General features: G+C 27.0%; 14 protein-coding genes. 8 read left to right on the forward strand and 6 right to left on the reverse strand.

What is annotated here, in order from left to right; all coding sequences use genetic code 11:
• Positions 1 to 3: 3 nt before the first annotated feature.
• From T324_RS0100965 to T324_RS0100975, 3 genes are all read right to left on the reverse strand, one after another.
• Positions 4 to 966: an NAD(P)-binding domain-containing protein gene (locus T324_RS0100965; RefSeq protein ID WP_028328570.1), complete on the reverse strand. Its 963-nt coding sequence runs from the start codon at positions 964 to 966 to the stop codon at positions 4 to 6.
• Between the two features lie 101 nt (positions 967 to 1,067).
• Positions 1,068 to 2,981 carry a DNA topoisomerase (ATP-hydrolyzing) subunit B gene (gyrB, locus tag T324_RS0100970; RefSeq protein ID WP_028328571.1) on the reverse strand — a complete coding sequence of 638 codons (1,914 nt, stop codon included), beginning with the start codon at positions 2,979 to 2,981 and terminating at the stop codon, positions 1,068 to 1,070.
• Positions 2,982 to 3,241: 260 nt separating this feature from the next.
• Positions 3,242 to 4,282 (reverse strand): alcohol dehydrogenase, encoded by a 1,041-nt coding sequence (locus T324_RS0100975; protein WP_028328572.1) that lies wholly within the window; start codon positions 4,280 to 4,282, stop codon positions 3,242 to 3,244.
• A gap of 78 nt (positions 4,283 to 4,360) precedes the next feature.
• On the opposite strand from T324_RS0100975, the gene T324_RS0100980 reads away from it, so the two are divergent.
• The 3 genes from T324_RS0100980 to T324_RS0100990 are packed head-to-tail and all read left to right on the forward strand — an operon-like array spanning position 4,361 to position 6,797.
• Positions 4,361 to 5,158, forward strand: coding sequence for a riboflavin biosynthesis intermediates N-glycosidase (locus T324_RS0100980; protein WP_028328573.1), 798 nt, complete (start codon positions 4,361 to 4,363; stop codon positions 5,156 to 5,158).
• A gap of 36 nt (positions 5,159 to 5,194) precedes the next feature.
• Positions 5,195 to 6,136: an ADP-ribosylglycohydrolase family protein gene (locus T324_RS0100985; RefSeq protein WP_028328574.1), complete on the forward strand. Its 942-nt coding sequence runs from the start codon at positions 5,195 to 5,197 to the stop codon at positions 6,134 to 6,136.
• 16 nt (positions 6,137 to 6,152) lie between these two features.
• A complete protein-coding gene (locus T324_RS0100990; RefSeq protein ID WP_028328575.1) occupies positions 6,153 to 6,797 on the forward strand; it encodes a Pr6Pr family membrane protein in 645 nt (214 codons plus the stop codon).
• Positions 6,798 to 6,952: 155 nt separating this feature from the next.
• Here the strand turns inward: T324_RS0100990 and T324_RS0100995 are convergent, their stop codons facing one another.
• Both T324_RS0100995 and T324_RS0101000 read right to left on the reverse strand, forming a co-directional pair.
• The gene (locus T324_RS0100995) at positions 6,953 to 8,554 is read right to left on the reverse strand and encodes a tetratricopeptide repeat protein (protein WP_028328576.1); all 1,602 of its coding nucleotides are present in this window, start codon (positions 8,552 to 8,554) and stop codon (positions 6,953 to 6,955) included.
• Positions 8,555 to 8,827: 273 nt separating this feature from the next.
• Complete coding sequence (locus tag T324_RS0101000) at positions 8,828 to 10,768, reverse strand: methyl-accepting chemotaxis protein (RefSeq protein ID WP_028328577.1); 1,941 nt, start codon at positions 10,766 to 10,768, stop codon at positions 8,828 to 8,830.
• Positions 10,769 to 10,955: 187 nt separating this feature from the next.
• Here T324_RS0101000 and T324_RS0101005 point away from each other — a divergent pair, with 187 nt between their 5' ends.
• From T324_RS0101005 to T324_RS0101025, 5 genes are all read left to right on the forward strand, one after another.
• A complete protein-coding gene (locus tag T324_RS0101005) occupies positions 10,956 to 11,159 on the forward strand; it encodes a TM2 domain-containing protein (protein ID WP_028328578.1) in 204 nt (67 codons plus the stop codon).
• A gap of 70 nt (positions 11,160 to 11,229) precedes the next feature.
• On the forward strand, positions 11,230 to 12,900 hold the full coding sequence (locus T324_RS0101010; RefSeq protein WP_028328579.1) for a Na/Pi cotransporter family protein: 1,671 nt from the start codon (positions 11,230 to 11,232) through the stop codon (positions 12,898 to 12,900).
• Between the two features lie 20 nt (positions 12,901 to 12,920).
• Positions 12,921 to 13,856: a GDP-L-fucose synthase family protein gene (locus T324_RS0101015; protein WP_028328580.1), complete on the forward strand. Its 936-nt coding sequence runs from the start codon at positions 12,921 to 12,923 to the stop codon at positions 13,854 to 13,856.
• A gap of 21 nt (positions 13,857 to 13,877) precedes the next feature.
• Positions 13,878 to 14,879: a GDP-mannose 4,6-dehydratase gene (gmd, locus tag T324_RS0101020; protein ID WP_028328581.1), complete on the forward strand. Its 1,002-nt coding sequence runs from the start codon at positions 13,878 to 13,880 to the stop codon at positions 14,877 to 14,879.
• Positions 14,880 to 14,886: 7 nt separating this feature from the next.
• Entirely contained in the window at positions 14,887 to 15,987 is a 1,101-nt protein-coding gene (locus T324_RS0101025) for a glycosyltransferase family 10 domain-containing protein (protein ID WP_028328582.1), read from the forward strand.
• Here the strand turns inward: T324_RS0101025 and T324_RS0101030 are convergent.
• On the reverse strand, positions 15,984 to 17,327 hold the full coding sequence (locus T324_RS0101030; protein ID WP_028328583.1) for a lytic transglycosylase domain-containing protein: 1,344 nt from the start codon (positions 17,325 to 17,327) through the stop codon (positions 15,984 to 15,986). The two genes, T324_RS0101025 and T324_RS0101030, sit on opposite strands and share 4 nt — an antisense overlap.
• Positions 17,328 to 17,498 lie beyond the last annotated feature (171 nt).

Raw genomic sequence — 17,498 nt, forward strand, 5'->3', positions numbered from 1 at the left:
TTATTATTTATTCATCAATTCATAAATATGCTTTACTATATCAAAACCAGCATTCAAAGCCTTAGCAATAGAACCGCCTGATTTATATAATATATCTCCAGCAATATAAAGATTTTCAACCGAACTTTCATGATTATTTTTTACTATAGGCACACCATGTTCATCAAGATTTATATCACATCTTTTCAAGAAATCTATAGGAGCAACACCGCCTAAAGCATATATTACTCTATCATAAGTATCCTCTGTACCGTCTGTATAATGTACTAATACTTTTCCACCTTTATCTTCTATAGATGTAATATCAATACCTAGTTTAGCTTTTACTTTTCCGCTTGCGATATCTTCCTTTATAGTTTCAAGGTTTTTTTCATTAGGTCTTGTAAACTCGGATTTTCTATAATTAATAGTTACATCATTATCTTTTCCTAGCAAGTAAGCATATTCAACAGCAGAGTTTCCTCCTCCTACTACCAATACCTTTTCATTTTCTTTACATTTATAAATATTAAAATTTACAACATTATTCAAACTTGCAGGTATAGCATAATCAGGTTTATTAGGTCTTCCCATTTTACCTATAGAAGCTACTACATATTTAGAAATATATTTTTTATTGTCTGCTGTATTTACTTCCAAATACTCCCCATTCTTTTTAATAGATTCTACTTCTGTATTGAACATAGCTTCTATATAGTTTCCAAATAAACATTGGCTAAATAAATCTAAAACATCGCCTTTAGTAGCTGTCTCAAATTTAATATTTCCCCTTAAGTCTAAACTTTCTCCTTTATAATCTTTGTCTACTCTTTTATCATCTTTATAAAATTTTCTTATAGTAGTAGAGTGATTATCTCCTTTTTCTATTAAAAGAACTTTTTTCATTTCTAATATAGCAGCCTCAACTGCAGATGCTATACCTCCTGGACCTCCGCCTACTATAATTAAATCATATTTATTATCCATAATTTTTTCCTCCTTTTTTATAAAGTATACAATTATATTGTATTATAAAAATTAATAATATTATAAGAAAAATACTATATTAAAAAATTGAAAATTATAAATTAAACATCTAAATTCTTAACATATCTAGCATTAGATTCAATAAAATTACGTCTAGGCTTAACTTCATCACCCATAAGCATAGAGAATAATTGATCTGCTTTTTCAGCATCTTCTGTCAATACCTGATACATAAGTCTGGTTTCTGGATTCATAGTAGTTTCCCATAATTGATCCGCATTCATTTCACCAAGACCTTTATATCTTTGTATATCATATTTTCTATCTTTATTTTCTGCTAGTATTTTATCTCTCTGTTCATCAGTATATGCATACACAAAGTTTTTCTTATCAAAACTTATCTTATATAGAGGAGGAACAGCTATAAATATATGTCCCAAATCTATTAAAGGACGCATATATCTAAAGAAGAATGTCAAAAGCAAAGTTCTTATGTGAGATCCGTCAATATCGGCATCGGCCATTATGATAACTCTTCCGTATCTTATTTTAGATATATCAAATGAAGCTCCTACCCCGCATCCTAATGCTGCAATAATAGGCTTTAAACTTTCATTATCTATTATTTTATCAAGTCTAGCCTTTTCAACATTCAAAACCTTACCTCTAAGTGGTAAAATAGCTTGGAAATGTCTATCCCTTCCGCCTTTAGCAGTACCGCCTGCAGAGTCTCCCTCTACAAGATATACTTCGCATTTATCTACTTCCTGCTCTGAACAGTCAGCTAATTTTCCAGGTAATGAATCACTTTCTAATGCATTTTTTCTTCTAGCTAAATCTCTTGCCTTTCTAGCAGCTTCTCTAGCCTGTGCCGCAGATATGATTTTTTCTAATATAGCTTTTATAACCTTAGGGTTTTGTGAAAAATAGTCATTTAATCCTTCTACTACTAACTTTTCTGTAACAGCACGAACTTCTGTATTACCTAATTTAGTTTTTGTCTGTCCTTCAAATTGAGGGTTAGGTATTTTTACAGATACTACAGCAACTAAACCTTCTCTTGTATCTTCACCCATAAATGTTATTTTATTTTTCTTATCCAATTCAAGTTTTTTAGCGAAATCAGTATAAACTCTTGTTAAAGCAGTTCTAAATCCTACTAAATGAGTACCGCCTTCAGTAGTATTAATATTATTACAATATGTGAATATATTTTCATTATATGCATCAACATACTGCATAGCCACTTCTACATCTGTTTTATCTTCATTTTTATGAAGGTATATAGGCTTATCATGCAATGCTTTTTTATTTTCATTGAGGTGAGTAATAAACATTTCAATACCGCCCTCATAATAAAATTCATTGCTTATAACTTCTGATTCTCTTTCATCTATAAGAGTAATCCTTATACCTCTATTTAAGAAAGCTAATTCTCTAAGCCTGTTAGCTAATATTTTATAGTCATATACTGTTGTTTCAAATATCTCATCATCAGCTTTAAATGTTACAGTAGTTCCTGTTTTTTTGCTTGTTCCTACTTCTTTTACAGGCTCCTCAGGAATTCCTCTATGATAAACTTGTCTATATAATTTACCATCTTTATTAACTTCAGCTATTAATTCTGTACTTAAAGCATTAACTACTGATACCCCAACACCATGCAAACCACCTGATACTTTATATGTTTCATTATCAAATTTACCGCCGGCATGTAGTTTAGTCATAACAACTTCCAAAGCTGATATTTTCAACTTCGGATGCATATCAACCGGTATTCCTCTTCCGTCATCTTCTACTTGTATTATATTGCCTTTCTTTATAGTAACAGTTATATTCTTACAATATCCTGCCATAGCTTCATCTATACTATTGTCTACAACCTCATATACTAAGTGATGCAAACCTTGAGCACCTGTAGAACCAATGTACATACCTGGACGCTTTCTAACAGGGTCTAGTCCTTCCAAAACTTGAATATTCTTCGAGCTATATGTTTTTTCTGCAGCAGCCATATTTGTAATTTTCCTCTTAAATTTTAATTTTCAAATTTTAATGTATTTATTATACAATGAATAAAGTAATATTACAAATTTAAATTACAGTATTTTTTATTAAAATGTTAGTATATTCTAATTTTTTAATAAAAAACAATACTACTTGTATTAAATGTATTGTAAAATTTATATTGCTTTCACATTTTATTTATAAAACAATATATTAAAAATATTATTAATATATTGTCAGATAATATTTATTACACAATATTATTATATTATAAATTTTCAACAGCTACTTTTATACAATTGTCTTCTTTTTTATCAAATATCTCATAACCTTTTAGTATATCATCCAATCTTACCCTATGAGTAATAAGCAAATCTGTATTTATTTTACCTTCAGATATTAACTTCAAAATTCTATCACTATGAACAGCATCAACTCCGCCTGTTTTGAATATTAAATTTTTTCCATACATAATATTTAAAGGAAGTGATTGAGGTTTTTCATACATTGCCACTAATGCTACTACAGAATTAGGTCTTGCTATCTTCCAAGCTAATTCAAATGTATTTTCTCCGCCTGCTGCTTCTATAGTTCCGTCAGAAAGTCTGCCGTTATTTATATCTTTTATATATTCTTTTATATTATTAACTTTATTAGGATTTAGAAAAAAGTCTGCTAATTTATTTTCTTTTGCAATATTTAATCTGTCTTCATCTATATCAATGGCTATTATTTTTTTAGCACCAAAAACTCTTGCACTCATCATAGCACAAAGTCCTACAGGTCCTGATCCTATTATAGTAACAGTATCATCATTTTTTATTTCGCAAAGCTCAGCACCGAAATATCCGCTTGCTAAAATATCACCTACAAATAATGCATTATCATAAGTTACATTTTCCGGAAGTATATTCAATGACATATCCGCATAAGGCACTCTTACATATTCAGCCTGACATCCATTAATACGGCATCCTATTTCCCAGCCGCCTTTTTCACAATTATTAATAAATCCATTTTTACAATAATAACATTCTCCGCAGAAAGTTATGCAGTTTCCTGATACTCTGTCGCCTTTCTTTAATTTCTTGACTTCACTTCCAATTTCTACAATCTCACCTACAAATTCATGTCCAAGTACAATATTTTCTTTTGCTCTTGGTACTGCTCCGTTTATTATATGAAAATCACTTGTACATATGCTGGATAATGTAACTTTTACTATTGCATCTTTAGCATCTGTTATTTTTGGATTTTCTATTTCTTTTAATTCTATTTTCTTATTTCCTAAATATACTAAACCCTTCATTTTTATTCCTAATTTTATAATTTTGATGTTTTAATAATTTAATGATATACTCTTATAAAAGTTTTACAAGGATTTTTTATGCAAAATATAATGCCTCCTATATGGTTTGTAAATAGTAGTTCTTATAATAAGGTGTTTAGTAATTATTTTAATAAACTTTCAAATGATGATAAAGAGGAGTATAAAAAACTCTTTGAAGAGCCTATAATATTTAAAGGTTTTTATGATACTAATTTAATAACTAATAATATATTTTTAAATAACAAAAAACAAAAATATTCTTTGGATAAACTTCAAAAAGATTTTAATAAAGGTAAAAAAATAGACTTTTTATTTTTCTACGGGCATACTTCTGATAAAAAAGAAATTACTAAATCATCATTAAGTCAATGGTATATTAAAGATTTTAAAGAGAATGATTTAACATTTAATTGTATGGAAAAGTATATGATGTATAATAAGGCATTATTATTTGATGATAAAGACATAGCTCAAGAAATTTTAAATAGTAACCAGCCAAAAGCTATAAAAGAACTTGGAAGAAAAGTTAAAAATTTCAATGATGAATTGTGGGATAAAATGAAATACAAAATAGTATTTACAGGTAATTATTATAAATTCTCACAAAACACCGATTTAAGAAATTTTTTATTAAACACAAAAAATAAAGTATTAGCTGAGGCTAGCCCTTATGATAAAGTATGGGGAATAAAGATGAAATATGATGATGAAAATATAGAAAATCCATTCTGCTGGAAAGGAAAAAATTTATTAGGTTTCGCTTTAATGGAAGCAAGATATGAAATAAAAAGAGTATATAAAAATTATGATATAATAGATTGGAAAATTTTTTATACTAAATATAATTTGAATTGATTTAATCTTTTATACAAAAATAGGAGCAGACATCAAATGAATTTAGAAGATAAATTAAAATCCTCAATACTTGGACTTGCTGTTGGTGATGCTGTAGGCGTACCTTATGAGTTTATACCAAGAACAAAAATGAAATCAAAACCTGCTTATGATATGATAGGAAACGGTACTCATAATAAAGATGCTGGAACATGGTCAGATGATACTAGTTTAACATTATGTCTTCTTGACAGCATTCATAATAAAAATATAGATTACAATAACATTATGGATAAATTTGTATTATGGTATGATAAAGGATTTTATACTGCAGACGGAATTACATTTGATATAGGAATAACAACAAGTGATGCTATAAATAATTATAAAAATGGCAAATCTCCTTTAAAATCAGGATTAACAGATGAATATAGCAACGGTAATGGTTCTCTTATGAGAATACTGCCTATAGCATTTTATATAAAAAAATATTTTAATAGCCAATTATTTGAAAACAATGAAATTATAAACATCATATACAATATTTCTTCATTGACTCATGGACATAAAAGAAGTTTAATAGCATGTGTTATATATACCGCAATAGCTTTAAATTTAATAAATAATATGAATATTGAAGAAGCTATTAATAAAGCTCTAAAAGATTCTTATAATTATTATAAAAATGAAAAAGAACTCAATCATTACGGCAGAATATTTGAGCCAGATTTTAAAAATATCAATGAAGAAAAAATAGAAAGCGGAGGATATGTTGTGCATACATTAGAGGCTTCTATATGGATATTATTAAATACTTTAAATTATAAAGATGCTGTATTAAAATCTGTAAATTTAGGTTATGATACAGATACAACTGCTGCTGTTGTCGGAGGACTTGCCGGATTATATTACGGTATAGATAATATTCCAAATGAATGGATAAATACTCTAATTAATAAAGAGCTTATAATTTCAATTTGCAATAATTTTTTGAATTAATTAGTATGGGGATTGTATGACAAAGAATAATTTTTCTATTTTGTATAAGTTGATAATAATTATAATTGGAACTTTTGCTGTATTTCTTGGGATTTTTTATGATAATAATAATTTTAAATTTAATATAGAAACTTTGTATTATTTTACTTATCAAAGCAATATACTTGTAATAATTTATTTTTTAATAGATGTAATTAATATTATAAAGAATAAAGAAACATTTTATCCAAGATTTAAGGGTGCTGTTACAATGTCAATAACTGTTACATTTTTGGTATATCATTTCCTATTAAGCCCTACATCAGGAGAATTAAATGGATTAGATTATGTAAGAAATTTAATGGTTCATTATATAGTACCTATTATGACGATTTTAGACTATATTATATTTGACATTAAGGGTATTTATAAAATAATAGATCCTATTCTTTGGCTTTTAATACCTATTATATATTTTGCTTTTATATTAATAAAAGCAAAAATAGGAAAACCTTTTTCAGATGGAAGTTATTATCCTTATTTTTTTGTAGATATAGATAAATATGGTTTAAAAATTGTAATGAGAAATGTATTTTTTATTACATTATTTTTCACCGTATTAGGATATATAGAATATTTTATAGATAAATTACTAATTAAATTAGGAAAAAATAAAATATAAAAATTATTATTATTGCTATGCCCACCTTCACATATAATTAGCAAATAAATTTATTTGCACGTCTGTACCCTGTAGACTGGCTTCGTATCGCTTTTATATTCTTAACTATAATAAATTATTATTTTATATATTTCAAATTAAGTACACTATAAATATTAAATAGAAAAATCTGTACTAGAATCCTCCGAATAATGCAATGTATATATATCACCGTCATAAGGTATAGAAGCTATCTTAAAATGACTGCAATCTATATTATCTTTTATTTTATCTATAACTTCATTTAAGATAAGCCTAAATGCAATATCAGTATTAACCACTATTGATAATAGATTAATAACATATTTTCCTTTTATATTTTCAGTCTCTCCAGCATTCCAATTATAAAAAACTCCAACACCATTCCAATTTAAAACAGAATTTAAAATATTTACTATATTTTCTATCACATTATTATATTTCTCTGGTAATTCATTTTCAAAAGGTTCTATCTCAAACTGTAAAATCAAATAAGAGCAATCTTCATTAAAAATTTTTTCATAATCTTCATATTCTTTATAAAACTCATCTAAAAAATTTTTATACTCCCTTGCATTATCACATTCATATTCTTCAACTTTACCAGTATTCCCAACTATACCCGTATGTTTTATTATGGTATTATCATTATCTATCCAGCATTCAGCATAATACCAATAATCATCTTCTTTTTTATATAGAGTAACTATGTTAGGCAATTCTTCCAAATAAGGATCTAATGGCATACCATAAGAATCAAAAATGTCATCAGCAACTTTTTTATATTCAGAATCAGAATTAAATTTCTTTTTAATAATACTGCTTTCTCCTGTTTCTTTATTTTCAAATTCTGCTTCAATAGTATAATCTATATTAAATCTTACAAATATTAATTCTAAATTTTCATTTTCTTTTATTACGGTACTTACTTCTCTTAATTCTTCTAAAGAATTTTTTATTAATTCTTTATCAAATTTAGATATGGCTGCCTCATTCATAATAAACATACCATTTATCAATTTATCATCAATGTAAAATTTAAAAGAACAATAAGGATTATCAGCTTCCCAATCTATAGGTTTAATAATATCTTTAATAGCTTGTAATTTTTCTTCATCACATAATATATAAGCTATAGATTTTAATTTATCCTCTCCATAATCAAGACCTTCTAATAATTTTTTATCACTATCTTCATTGATATAATGATAATGTAAAGCCTCTATAGAATAATAATTTTCTAATTCCTCAGCTTGCCTTGAAAACTCATAATCTCCAGGAACTAATTCTAATCCCTTATTATTAGCCTCTACAGCTCCTTGTTTATCACCAAAATGCAATCTTAATCTAGCAAGTTCAAGCCATCCCCAAGGATAGTCAGGTTCTTCAATAACTCCTTTTTCAGAATACTTCAAAGCCTCTTCTAATTTACCGCAATATATAAGAGAACATGTATATCTGTAATACCAAGTTCCGCAGCCTTTAGCATTTTTTTCAGAGTATTTCATAAATTCTTTTGACATATAATAATGCTCATAATCACCTATATTATTACAAGCATAAGAATACCATAATGCTATATCTAAATCTTCTTGTGCTTCTTCTAATGTAAATCTATTTTCTTTTATACCTTTTTCAATAAAATCTTCTAAATAGGATAACATTTTATAAAAATATCCGCCTTTATCTGTTTTAAAAGATTTTAAAATTTCAATATCTTCACTGTGTAATAATCCCATTTACAATACCCAAAATATAACATTATATATATTTTAACATATATAATAAAAATGTAAATATTGTTCATAATATCAAAAATCAATTACAAATTATAATTTATTATTGTTGTTAATAAAAATTGTTCGCATAAACTGTATTACAAAAACCTATAACTCATACACTCATAATTTTTAAATATTTCAAAATTTTATATAATCTCCATAATAAAAAATCTAGTATATGTTAATCACATACTAGATTTAAGATAAAAATAATTTTTAAATAACGTTAATTTAAGATTTCAATTTAAAATAATCTATAGCTTTAATTAATTCTTTAGATTCATTTAATAAAGCCTCAGATGCAGAAGTAGCTTCTGTAACTAGCGTTGCATTTTTCTGTAATGAAGCATCCATATTGTTTATAGCCATATTAACTTGTTCTATACCTTTTTCATGCTGCTGAGATGCCACATTTATTTTATCCATTATACTTGATGCACTATCCATTTTTTCAGAAATTTCAATAAATATATCCTTAGATTCCTGTACACTTTTAGCAGCTAAATGTATTTTTTCATTACTATCTGTTATTAATGAAGTAATACTTTTAACAGATTCCTGAGTATTTTGTGCTAAGTTTCTTACCTCAGAAGCAACAACAGCAAATCCCTTTCCCTGTTCTCCAGCACGTGCTGCCTCAACAGAAGCATTCAAAGCAAGTATGTTAGTTTGAAAAGCAATATCTTCTATAATTTTTGTAATATCCATTATCTTTTTACTTGACTCATAAACATCATTCATCTTATTAACACTATCTTCAACAATAGTTCCCGCTTTATCTAAATATGATTTAGCATCAGAAACCATAGAAGTACTTTGAGAAACTCCATCAGCAGATTCTTTTATAGCACTAGCCATTTCATTCATAGAAGCAGCTGTTTCTTCTAAACTTGATGCCTGAGACTCTGTTCTAACTGATAAATCATTATTACCTAATAAAACTTCATTTGCAGCATTAGATACCATTTCAGCCGAATTTCTTACTGTATTAATAATATTATTAAAATTATTCATAGCTCTTTCCCATCCGCGAGCTATATCTCCCCATTCATCTTTTCTATTTCTGAATCCTTTAGGTATCTCTATAGTTAAATCTCCATCTGCCATACCTAATATATCTTTAGATAGCAATACTATTATTTTTGATACTCTATTTCTAATAATAAGAGGAGTCATTATGGAAGCTATAATCAATATTATAATCAATACTGCAATTACGATATTTCTTAATATATAACTATCTCTAAATAGTATATCATTAGGAACCAATATTTTTAAAATCCAATATTTTCCTTCCATTATTTCTATAGGAGCAAATATATATGTTACATCTTTTTTCAATTTTTCACTATATGCCTGAAGCATTACATTATTACCGGATTTTACATTGTCTAAAACATTATAATCTTTATAATAAGGGTATACATCATAAATATTTTTGAATATATTAGCTTCGTTTTGACCATCATAAATAGTATCTCCTCCATCATCATATAGAGCAATCTCTGTACCTTCAAAAGGTTTAACATCTTTCAATAATACACTTATAGAATCAACAAAAATATCTGCTAAAATAACTCCTATAAATTTATTATTATCATCTTTTATAGGAATACACCATGTAAATAGGATCGCACCCTCAGTAACAGCAGATTCATATATTCCAGTCATATAATTATTACCAGTTCTTTTAGGCTCAGTATAATAATCTAAATTATAACTATTAGCTGGTAGATAAGCAACTCCATTCTTTGATACATAGTAAGTAAATTTTCCATTATTAACACCGTATTCATCTGAGTTAACATAGTTTGCATCATTATCAATTATATTAGGTTCAAAAGCAATAGAAAGTGCACTTATATGATCTGAAAGAGCATTAAAAAAATTATATGTATGTTTCTCATAAGCTTTTCTATCTCTTATTCCATCTTTATATAAATTTTCAAGAACAATTTTTAATCCTATTATATTATGTAAACTTGTTTCTATCCTATTATTCATATCATTAGCCTCATATTTGGCTGTATCACGCAATATTTTATACGAAAGATTTTTGGTAACTTTATTAACATAAGAAATAATAAAAACATTTGATATAATTATCATTATTAATATTGGTACTAATATAGCAACAGTTATTTTAAATTGTAAACTTATCTTTTTAAACATATAATTTCCCCTTATTAAATAATATTTTAATCAAAATAAAATATTTTTCAATAAAAAACCTTTTTATTAAAAAAAATATTAGTAAAAAAAATAAAATATTAGCATATTTACATATACAAATAAATAATAACTTTATTTTTTTGTAATATAATATATAATTAGTAAAAAAATAATAAAAGAGGTCTTTATGGAAGTATCAGATAGAAGTTGGATTGTTACATTACTTTTAGCTATATTCTTACCTTTTCACAGATTTTATGTTGGTAAAATATGGACTGGAATACTATTCTGGCTTACAGCTGGAGGATGTGGAATATGGTATATAATAGATATTGTAATGATACTATTAGATAAATTCACTGATAAAGAAGGCAGAAAGTTAAGAAAATAATTTTACTGACTTTTTAATACTATAGTGATATCTCATAAATTAAATTATTAAACTAACTTCGGATAAATATATGTTTCTAGACTTAACTTTCTCATTAATAGGCGGTTTTGGACTTTTCATGTATGGTCTGAAAGTATTTTCGGATGGTTTACAGGAAAGCACAGAAAATGCTTTAAAAGAAATTTTACATAAAGTAACTCAAAATAAAGTATTTGGAATAGCTTTAGGTTTTTTGATAACAGCTATAGTACAATCAAGTAGTGCTGTTACAGTTATGGCTGTAAGTTTCGTAAATGCAAATATACTTACACTCTCTCAAGCTATCAATATAATACTTGGTGCTAATATAGGTACTACAGTTACAGGATGGATAATATCATTAAATATAGATGTTCTTGCATTACCTTCTCTTGGTATAGGTTCAATCATAGTAATATTTGGTTCTGAAAATAGAAAGCTAAGATTCTTTGGTGAAATACTAATGGGTTTTGGTATGATTTTCTATGGACTTATACTTATGAAAATGGCTTTTGAAGGAGTAAGAGGTTCTGAAGATTTTGAAAAAGTATTTTTAATGGCAAATGCTGATACTATGTATGGAAGATTCCTATGCGTAATCATTGGTATGGTTGTTACAGCTATAATACAATCAAGTAGTGCTGCATTAGGTGTTACAATATCTCTTGCAACCGTTGGTTTAATAGATTACCCTACTGCTGTTGCATTAATACTTGGACAAAACATAGGTACTACTATAACAGCTGTACTTGCAACATTAGGAGCATCTACCAATGCCAAAAGAGCAGCCCTAGTTCACTGTTTATTTAATATCATAGGTGTTATATATATGTTCTTCCTATTCCCATACTACATCAAATTAGTTAATACAGTAGTAGGATTTATGAACATAGGATCACCTGATCTAATTGTAGATAATAAGTATGTTAATATATCATTTTATATTGCTGCGGCACATACAATTTTCAATATAGTAAACGTTATAGTATTCTATTTCTTAACTGAAAAATTAGAAAAGATTGTATGTTTCATTATAAAAGATAAAGATTCTGAAAAACATATAAGTGTTCTCGTAGACAGACTTTTAAATATGCCTATATCGGCTGAAATAGAAGTTAGAAAAGAAGTAGCATATATGGGAGATATTGCTAAAAAAATGCTTGCTAGAATACAGCAGTTATTTGATAATCCAAGTGAAAGGATCTTAAACAAAATAAGAGATCATGAAAAAATGCTTGATAATACAGATAATGAAATACATACATTCTTGCTTAAATTACTTGGAAAAAATACATTAAATTCTGCTGATATTGCCTCATTAATTAATATAAGTACATATTATGAAAATTTGGGAGATAATTTAAAAGATTTAGCAAAAGCAATAATTAAAGGAAATGAAAAAAAGACTTTATTTAATGAAACTCAAAAAAATGATATATTAAAAATGCTTGATAATAATATGAAATTTATAGATTATTTGTCTAGCTTAATATTAGAATACTATTCATTAAATAAAGAAAAAACTTATGAAGAAGCTATGCAGAAATACCATGAAATAAAGGGATTTTATTATGAAGCAAGACAAAGACATTATGATAATGTTGATAAATCATTAATACCTGCTTTGAATGCCCATTTATATGGAGATGTATTAGTTTATTTCAACAGATCTATCTCTAATCTTGTTAATATAGTAGAAGCTCTAACAGGAAAAGATAAATAAAATTTAAAAAGGATAATATTTTGAAAAAAGTATATATAGCTGGCCATAAAGGTTTAGTAGGCAGTTCAATAGATAGAATGCTTACAAAAAATGGTTATACAAACATAATAAGAAAAACACATTCAGAATTGGATTTAAGAAACAGAGAAGATGTTTTTAACTTCTTCAAAAAAGAAAAGCCAGATTGGGTATTTTTATCTGCCGCTAAAGTAGGCGGAATATACGCTAATAATAAATACCCGGTTGATTTTTTGCTTTATAATTTGCAAATTCAAAATAATATAATAGAAGCATCTTATGAAAACAATGTGGAAAAATTAATGTTTTTAGGTTCAAGCTGCATATATCCTAAAGAATGCCCTCAGCCTATCAAAGAGGAGTATTTACTTTCTGGATATTTAGAAAGCACAAACAGACCTTATGCATTAGCCAAAATTGCTGGAATAGAACTATGTGACGCATACAATAGACAATACAATACAAATTACATTGCTGTTATGCCTTGCAATCTTTATGGAATAAATGATAATTACCATGAAGAAAATGCTCATGTAATACCAATGCTCATTAGACGTTTCCATGAAGCAAAAATGAATAATTTAAAAGAAACAGTTATTTGGGGAAGCGGAACTCCTTTAAGAGAATTTATGTTTTCTGATGATTTAGCAGAGGCTTGTCTTTATTTAATGGAAAATAAAAATGCCAATGATATAGGAAAATTTATAAATATAGGTTCAGGTAAAGAAGTAACTATTAAACAATTAGCAGAATTAATAAAAAAAGTTATAGGATTTGAAGGAGAAATAAAGTTAGACAGTTCTAAACCTGACGGCACTATGAGAAAATTGCTTGATGTTTCAAAAATTAATTCTTTAGGCTGGAAATATAAAACAGAATTAGAAGATGGATTAAAAATAGCATATAATGATTTTTTAAATAACTACAATAAAAAATAATAAAATTATAAGGAATACTAAATGAAAAAAGCACTTATTACAGGAATTACAGGACAAGATGGTTCTTATTTAGCAGAACTTTTATTAGAAAAAGGTTATGAAATACATGGAATAATTAGAAGAAGTTCTTCTTTTAATACAGAAAGAATAGATCATTTATATAAAGATCCACATATTAATGATGTAAGAATGTTTCTTCATTATGGAGATTTATCAGATAGTTCTAATCTTTCAAGATTATTAGAAAAAATAGAACCAGATGAAATATATAACTTAGCAGCCCAAAGCCATGTTAGGGTTAGTTTTGATATGCCTGAATATACAGCTGATGTTGTAGGACTTGGTACAATAAGAATATTAGATGCAATAAAAGAAACTCAAATAAAAACAAAATTCTATCAAGCATCAACAAGCGAATTATATGGTAAAGTTGTTGAAACTCCTCAAACGGAAAAAACTCCTTTCTACCCTAGAAGTCCTTATTCTTGTGCTAAATTATACTCTTATTGGATTACTGTTAATTATAGAGAAAGTTATGATATGTATGCATGCAATGGTATACTATTTAATCATGAAAGCCCTAGAAGAGGAGAAACTTTCGTAACTAAAAAAATCACACATGCAATAGCTAAAATACTCAATAAAGAACAAGATAAATTATATTTAGGAAATTTAGACTCAAAAAGAGACTGGGGATATGCTAAGGATTATGTCGAAGCAATGTGGCTTATGCTTCAGCAGGAAAAAGCTGATGATTATGTTATAGCTACTGGAGAAACTCATTCTGTAAGAGAATTTCTTGATGAGGCTTTTGGACTTGTTGGACTTGATTGGAAAAAATATGTTGAAATAGACCCTAGATATTACAGACCTGCTGAGGTTGATTTATTATTAGGAAATCCTGCTAAAGCTAAAGAAAAACTAGGATGGACACCAAAGACAACATTTAAAGAATTAGTAAAAATAATGCTTGAATATGATTTAAAAAATGTAGGATTAAGCTTGGATAAATTCAAAAGTTAAAAAATTCATGGGTAAAAAATTAATTTTAAAAAAGAATTTGATAGAATATCTAGTATGGCTTATTCCAATTAAAAGTATTAGAAATAGCATAAGAATTAACTCTATCTATTTAAAAGATTTGGGTTATAAAATAAATTATAATCATTATAAAGAAAGTATTAAAGATAAAAAAACTTTCTTTATTAGAAATGATTGGGATGTAAATGAAAAAGACTTTTTAAATAACTATTTCTACAATCTTATAAAAAATAATTATATTAATGATTTAGAAATTAGCTATAATCCGGATATAGAATTTTTTGCACCTGTTGGTAAAAGGTATTTTTTAGAAAAATCTAATGCAAAAATTAAAATATTTTATACTGGGGAATGCGTATCAAAAAGTACTATAAATAAAATATGGTCTCAATATTCTGACAATTGTATTAATGATGTAGATTTATCACTTGGATTTGATAAACTCGATGAAAATAAATATACAAATTATGTACGCTTCCCTATTTGGATATTTTATCATTTTCACGGATTACTGGATAATAAAAACTACACTAAAGATAATATAAGAAAAGTTATAGATGATATAAATAATGCTAGATCAAAAAAAAATAAATTTGCCTCATTAGTGGCAAGCCATGATGTATCTGGAATAAGAAATCAAATGTATAAGCAAATTTATAAAATAGATACTATATCATGTCCAAGCAGATTATTTCACAATGATAATACATTAAAAAAGGATTTTAATAATAATAAAATAGAATATTTAAAAGATTTTAAATTCAATATATGTCCTGAAAATACTATTAGTGAAGGATATGTAACTGAAAAACTTTTTGATGCATTCAAATCTGGAAGCATACCTATATATAATGGAGATGAAAATATAGAGTCAGATTTAGTTAATAAAAATGCATTACTGTTTTTCAAAAAAGATGAAGATAATAAAGAATTAATAAAAGAGATAGATAAATTAAATAAAGATGATAAATTATTTGATTCATTTCAAAAACAAATAAAAATATATGATTCTATGATAGACTATCTTTGGGAAAGAAGAATCAAAATTTTAAATAAATTAGAAACACTTATTAATGAAAAACTAATTTAACGGTTAATTGGTATTCTTAAAAATATTTCCATACCAATAGAAAGTACATTGCTCTCTAATTTATTCCATGCCTTTATCTCAGAAATATCTATTTTAAATTTTCTTGCAATAATCCAAAGTGTATCGCCTGCTCTTACATGATACATTATATCTTTATACTCATAATCAGGCGGCGGTAAAGATTCAAAATATACAAATCTTCCCTCTCTTATTCTCTCCTGCTCCTCTTCATACTGTGCTAAATCAACCTGTTTAGCATTATCTAATCCCTGAATAGGAATCATTACCTGCTGACCTATATTTAAATTTCTTGATTTCAATTTATTAATTTCAACTATAGCATTCATAGGTACATTATAAAATCTTGCCAAATGAGAAAGAGTTTCATTCATTTTTACTTCATGTCTTCTAAATGTTACTCTCTCCTCAGGTTTTATTTTACCGAATGTATCATAAAATAATTTTTCTTTACCCTCTGGTATTCTTAAAGGATATCTAACCATACCTGGAGGTGTTACTCCCCTTGCTAAATGAGGATTCAAAGCCTTCAAATCTGCAGTATCAACCTCTATCATTTTAGCAATAATAGATAAATCAGCTGCATCATCAACATAAACTAAATCTCCCTGAGGAAATACAACTTTAGGCTTATTTATTTGAAAACCAAATTTCTCAGGATTTTTAGCTATTATAACAGCAGCAACGTATTTTGGTATATATTCCTGTGTTTCTTTAGGTAAAACTCCTGCATTCAACAAATCCTCAAAGTCATTGCTTTTAACTTCTCTTATAGCCTTTGATATTCTTCCTCCTCCTGCATTATAAGCAATTAAAGCTATAACCCAAGATTTGAAATTTTTATCAAGCCTCACTAAATGATCTGCTGCTGCTTTTGTTGAACGTTCCGGATCGAATCTGTCATCAGACCAATAATTAACTTTAAGATTATATATAGCACCTGTCATAGGCATAAACTGCCATAATCCGGCTGCTCCTGCATGAGATATAGCCTGAGGATTAAAACTGCTTTCAATAATAGGAAGATAAACTAAATCTTCTGGAACTCCTTTTTCTTTAAAAACCTCTTTTATATAAGGTAAATATATTTGAGCTCTATCAATTATGGTCTGCATATAAGGCTTCCAGCTGCCTTGATATTTACTAATATAATATGAAACTCTATCGCTTCTAAAATTATTTACATCAAATCCTCTCAGTTCTACTACTTTGATATCGCGTCCTAAAGATTCTCCAAATACACTAAGCTCATACAGATTAGCACCTTCTAATGCCTTTCTTATATACATATCAAATGTATCACAAGAATTGACAAACAACATCATTATTATAAGGAAAATAATTACTATAACTTTTTTTACTCTTTTAATAAGATTACCCGCCCATTTTTATTTTAATATATTAAACAGTATTATTTAAAGATTTGCAAGCTGTTTATATTGTTAAAATCGGATATTATGACTAATAGTTTAATACCTATGCAATAAAAAAGA

Source organism: Brachyspira alvinipulli ATCC 51933 (genome assembly GCF_000518245.1).
Taxonomy (GTDB): Bacteria; Spirochaetota; Brachyspiria; order Brachyspirales; family Brachyspiraceae; genus Brachyspira; species Brachyspira alvinipulli.

Excerpts from the sequence above, each read along its gene's own strand:
- T324_RS0101005 (WP_028328578.1), top strand. The coding sequence starts at position 10,956 with ATGGAAGTATCAGATAGAAGTTGGATTGTTACATTACTTTTAGCTATA.
- T324_RS0100975 (WP_028328572.1), bottom strand. The coding sequence starts at position 4,282 with ATGAAGGGTTTAGTATATTTAGGAAATAAGAAAATAGAATTAAAAGAA.
- T324_RS0101010 (WP_028328579.1), top strand. The coding sequence starts at position 11,230 with ATGTTTCTAGACTTAACTTTCTCATTAATAGGCGGTTTTGGACTTTTC.
- T324_RS0101025 (WP_028328582.1), top strand. The coding sequence starts at position 14,887 with ATGGGTAAAAAATTAATTTTAAAAAAGAATTTGATAGAATATCTAGTA.
- T324_RS0100985 (WP_028328574.1), top strand. The coding sequence starts at position 5,195 with ATGAATTTAGAAGATAAATTAAAATCCTCAATACTTGGACTTGCTGTT.
- T324_RS0101000 (WP_028328577.1), bottom strand. The coding sequence starts at position 10,768 with ATGTTTAAAAAGATAAGTTTACAATTTAAAATAACTGTTGCTATATTA.
- gmd (WP_028328581.1), top strand. The coding sequence starts at position 13,878 with ATGAAAAAAGCACTTATTACAGGAATTACAGGACAAGATGGTTCTTAT.
- T324_RS0101030 (WP_028328583.1), bottom strand. The coding sequence starts at position 17,327 with ATGTTGTTTGTCAATTCTTGTGATACATTTGATATGTATATAAGAAAG.
- gyrB (WP_028328571.1), bottom strand. The coding sequence starts at position 2,981 with ATGGCTGCTGCAGAAAAAACATATAGCTCGAAGAATATTCAAGTTTTG.
- T324_RS0100995 (WP_028328576.1), bottom strand. The coding sequence starts at position 8,554 with ATGGGATTATTACACAGTGAAGATATTGAAATTTTAAAATCTTTTAAA.
- T324_RS0100990 (WP_028328575.1), top strand. The coding sequence starts at position 6,153 with ATGACAAAGAATAATTTTTCTATTTTGTATAAGTTGATAATAATTATA.
- T324_RS0100965 (WP_028328570.1), bottom strand. The coding sequence starts at position 966 with ATGGATAATAAATATGATTTAATTATAGTAGGCGGAGGTCCAGGAGGT.
- T324_RS0100980 (WP_028328573.1), top strand. The coding sequence starts at position 4,361 with ATGCAAAATATAATGCCTCCTATATGGTTTGTAAATAGTAGTTCTTAT.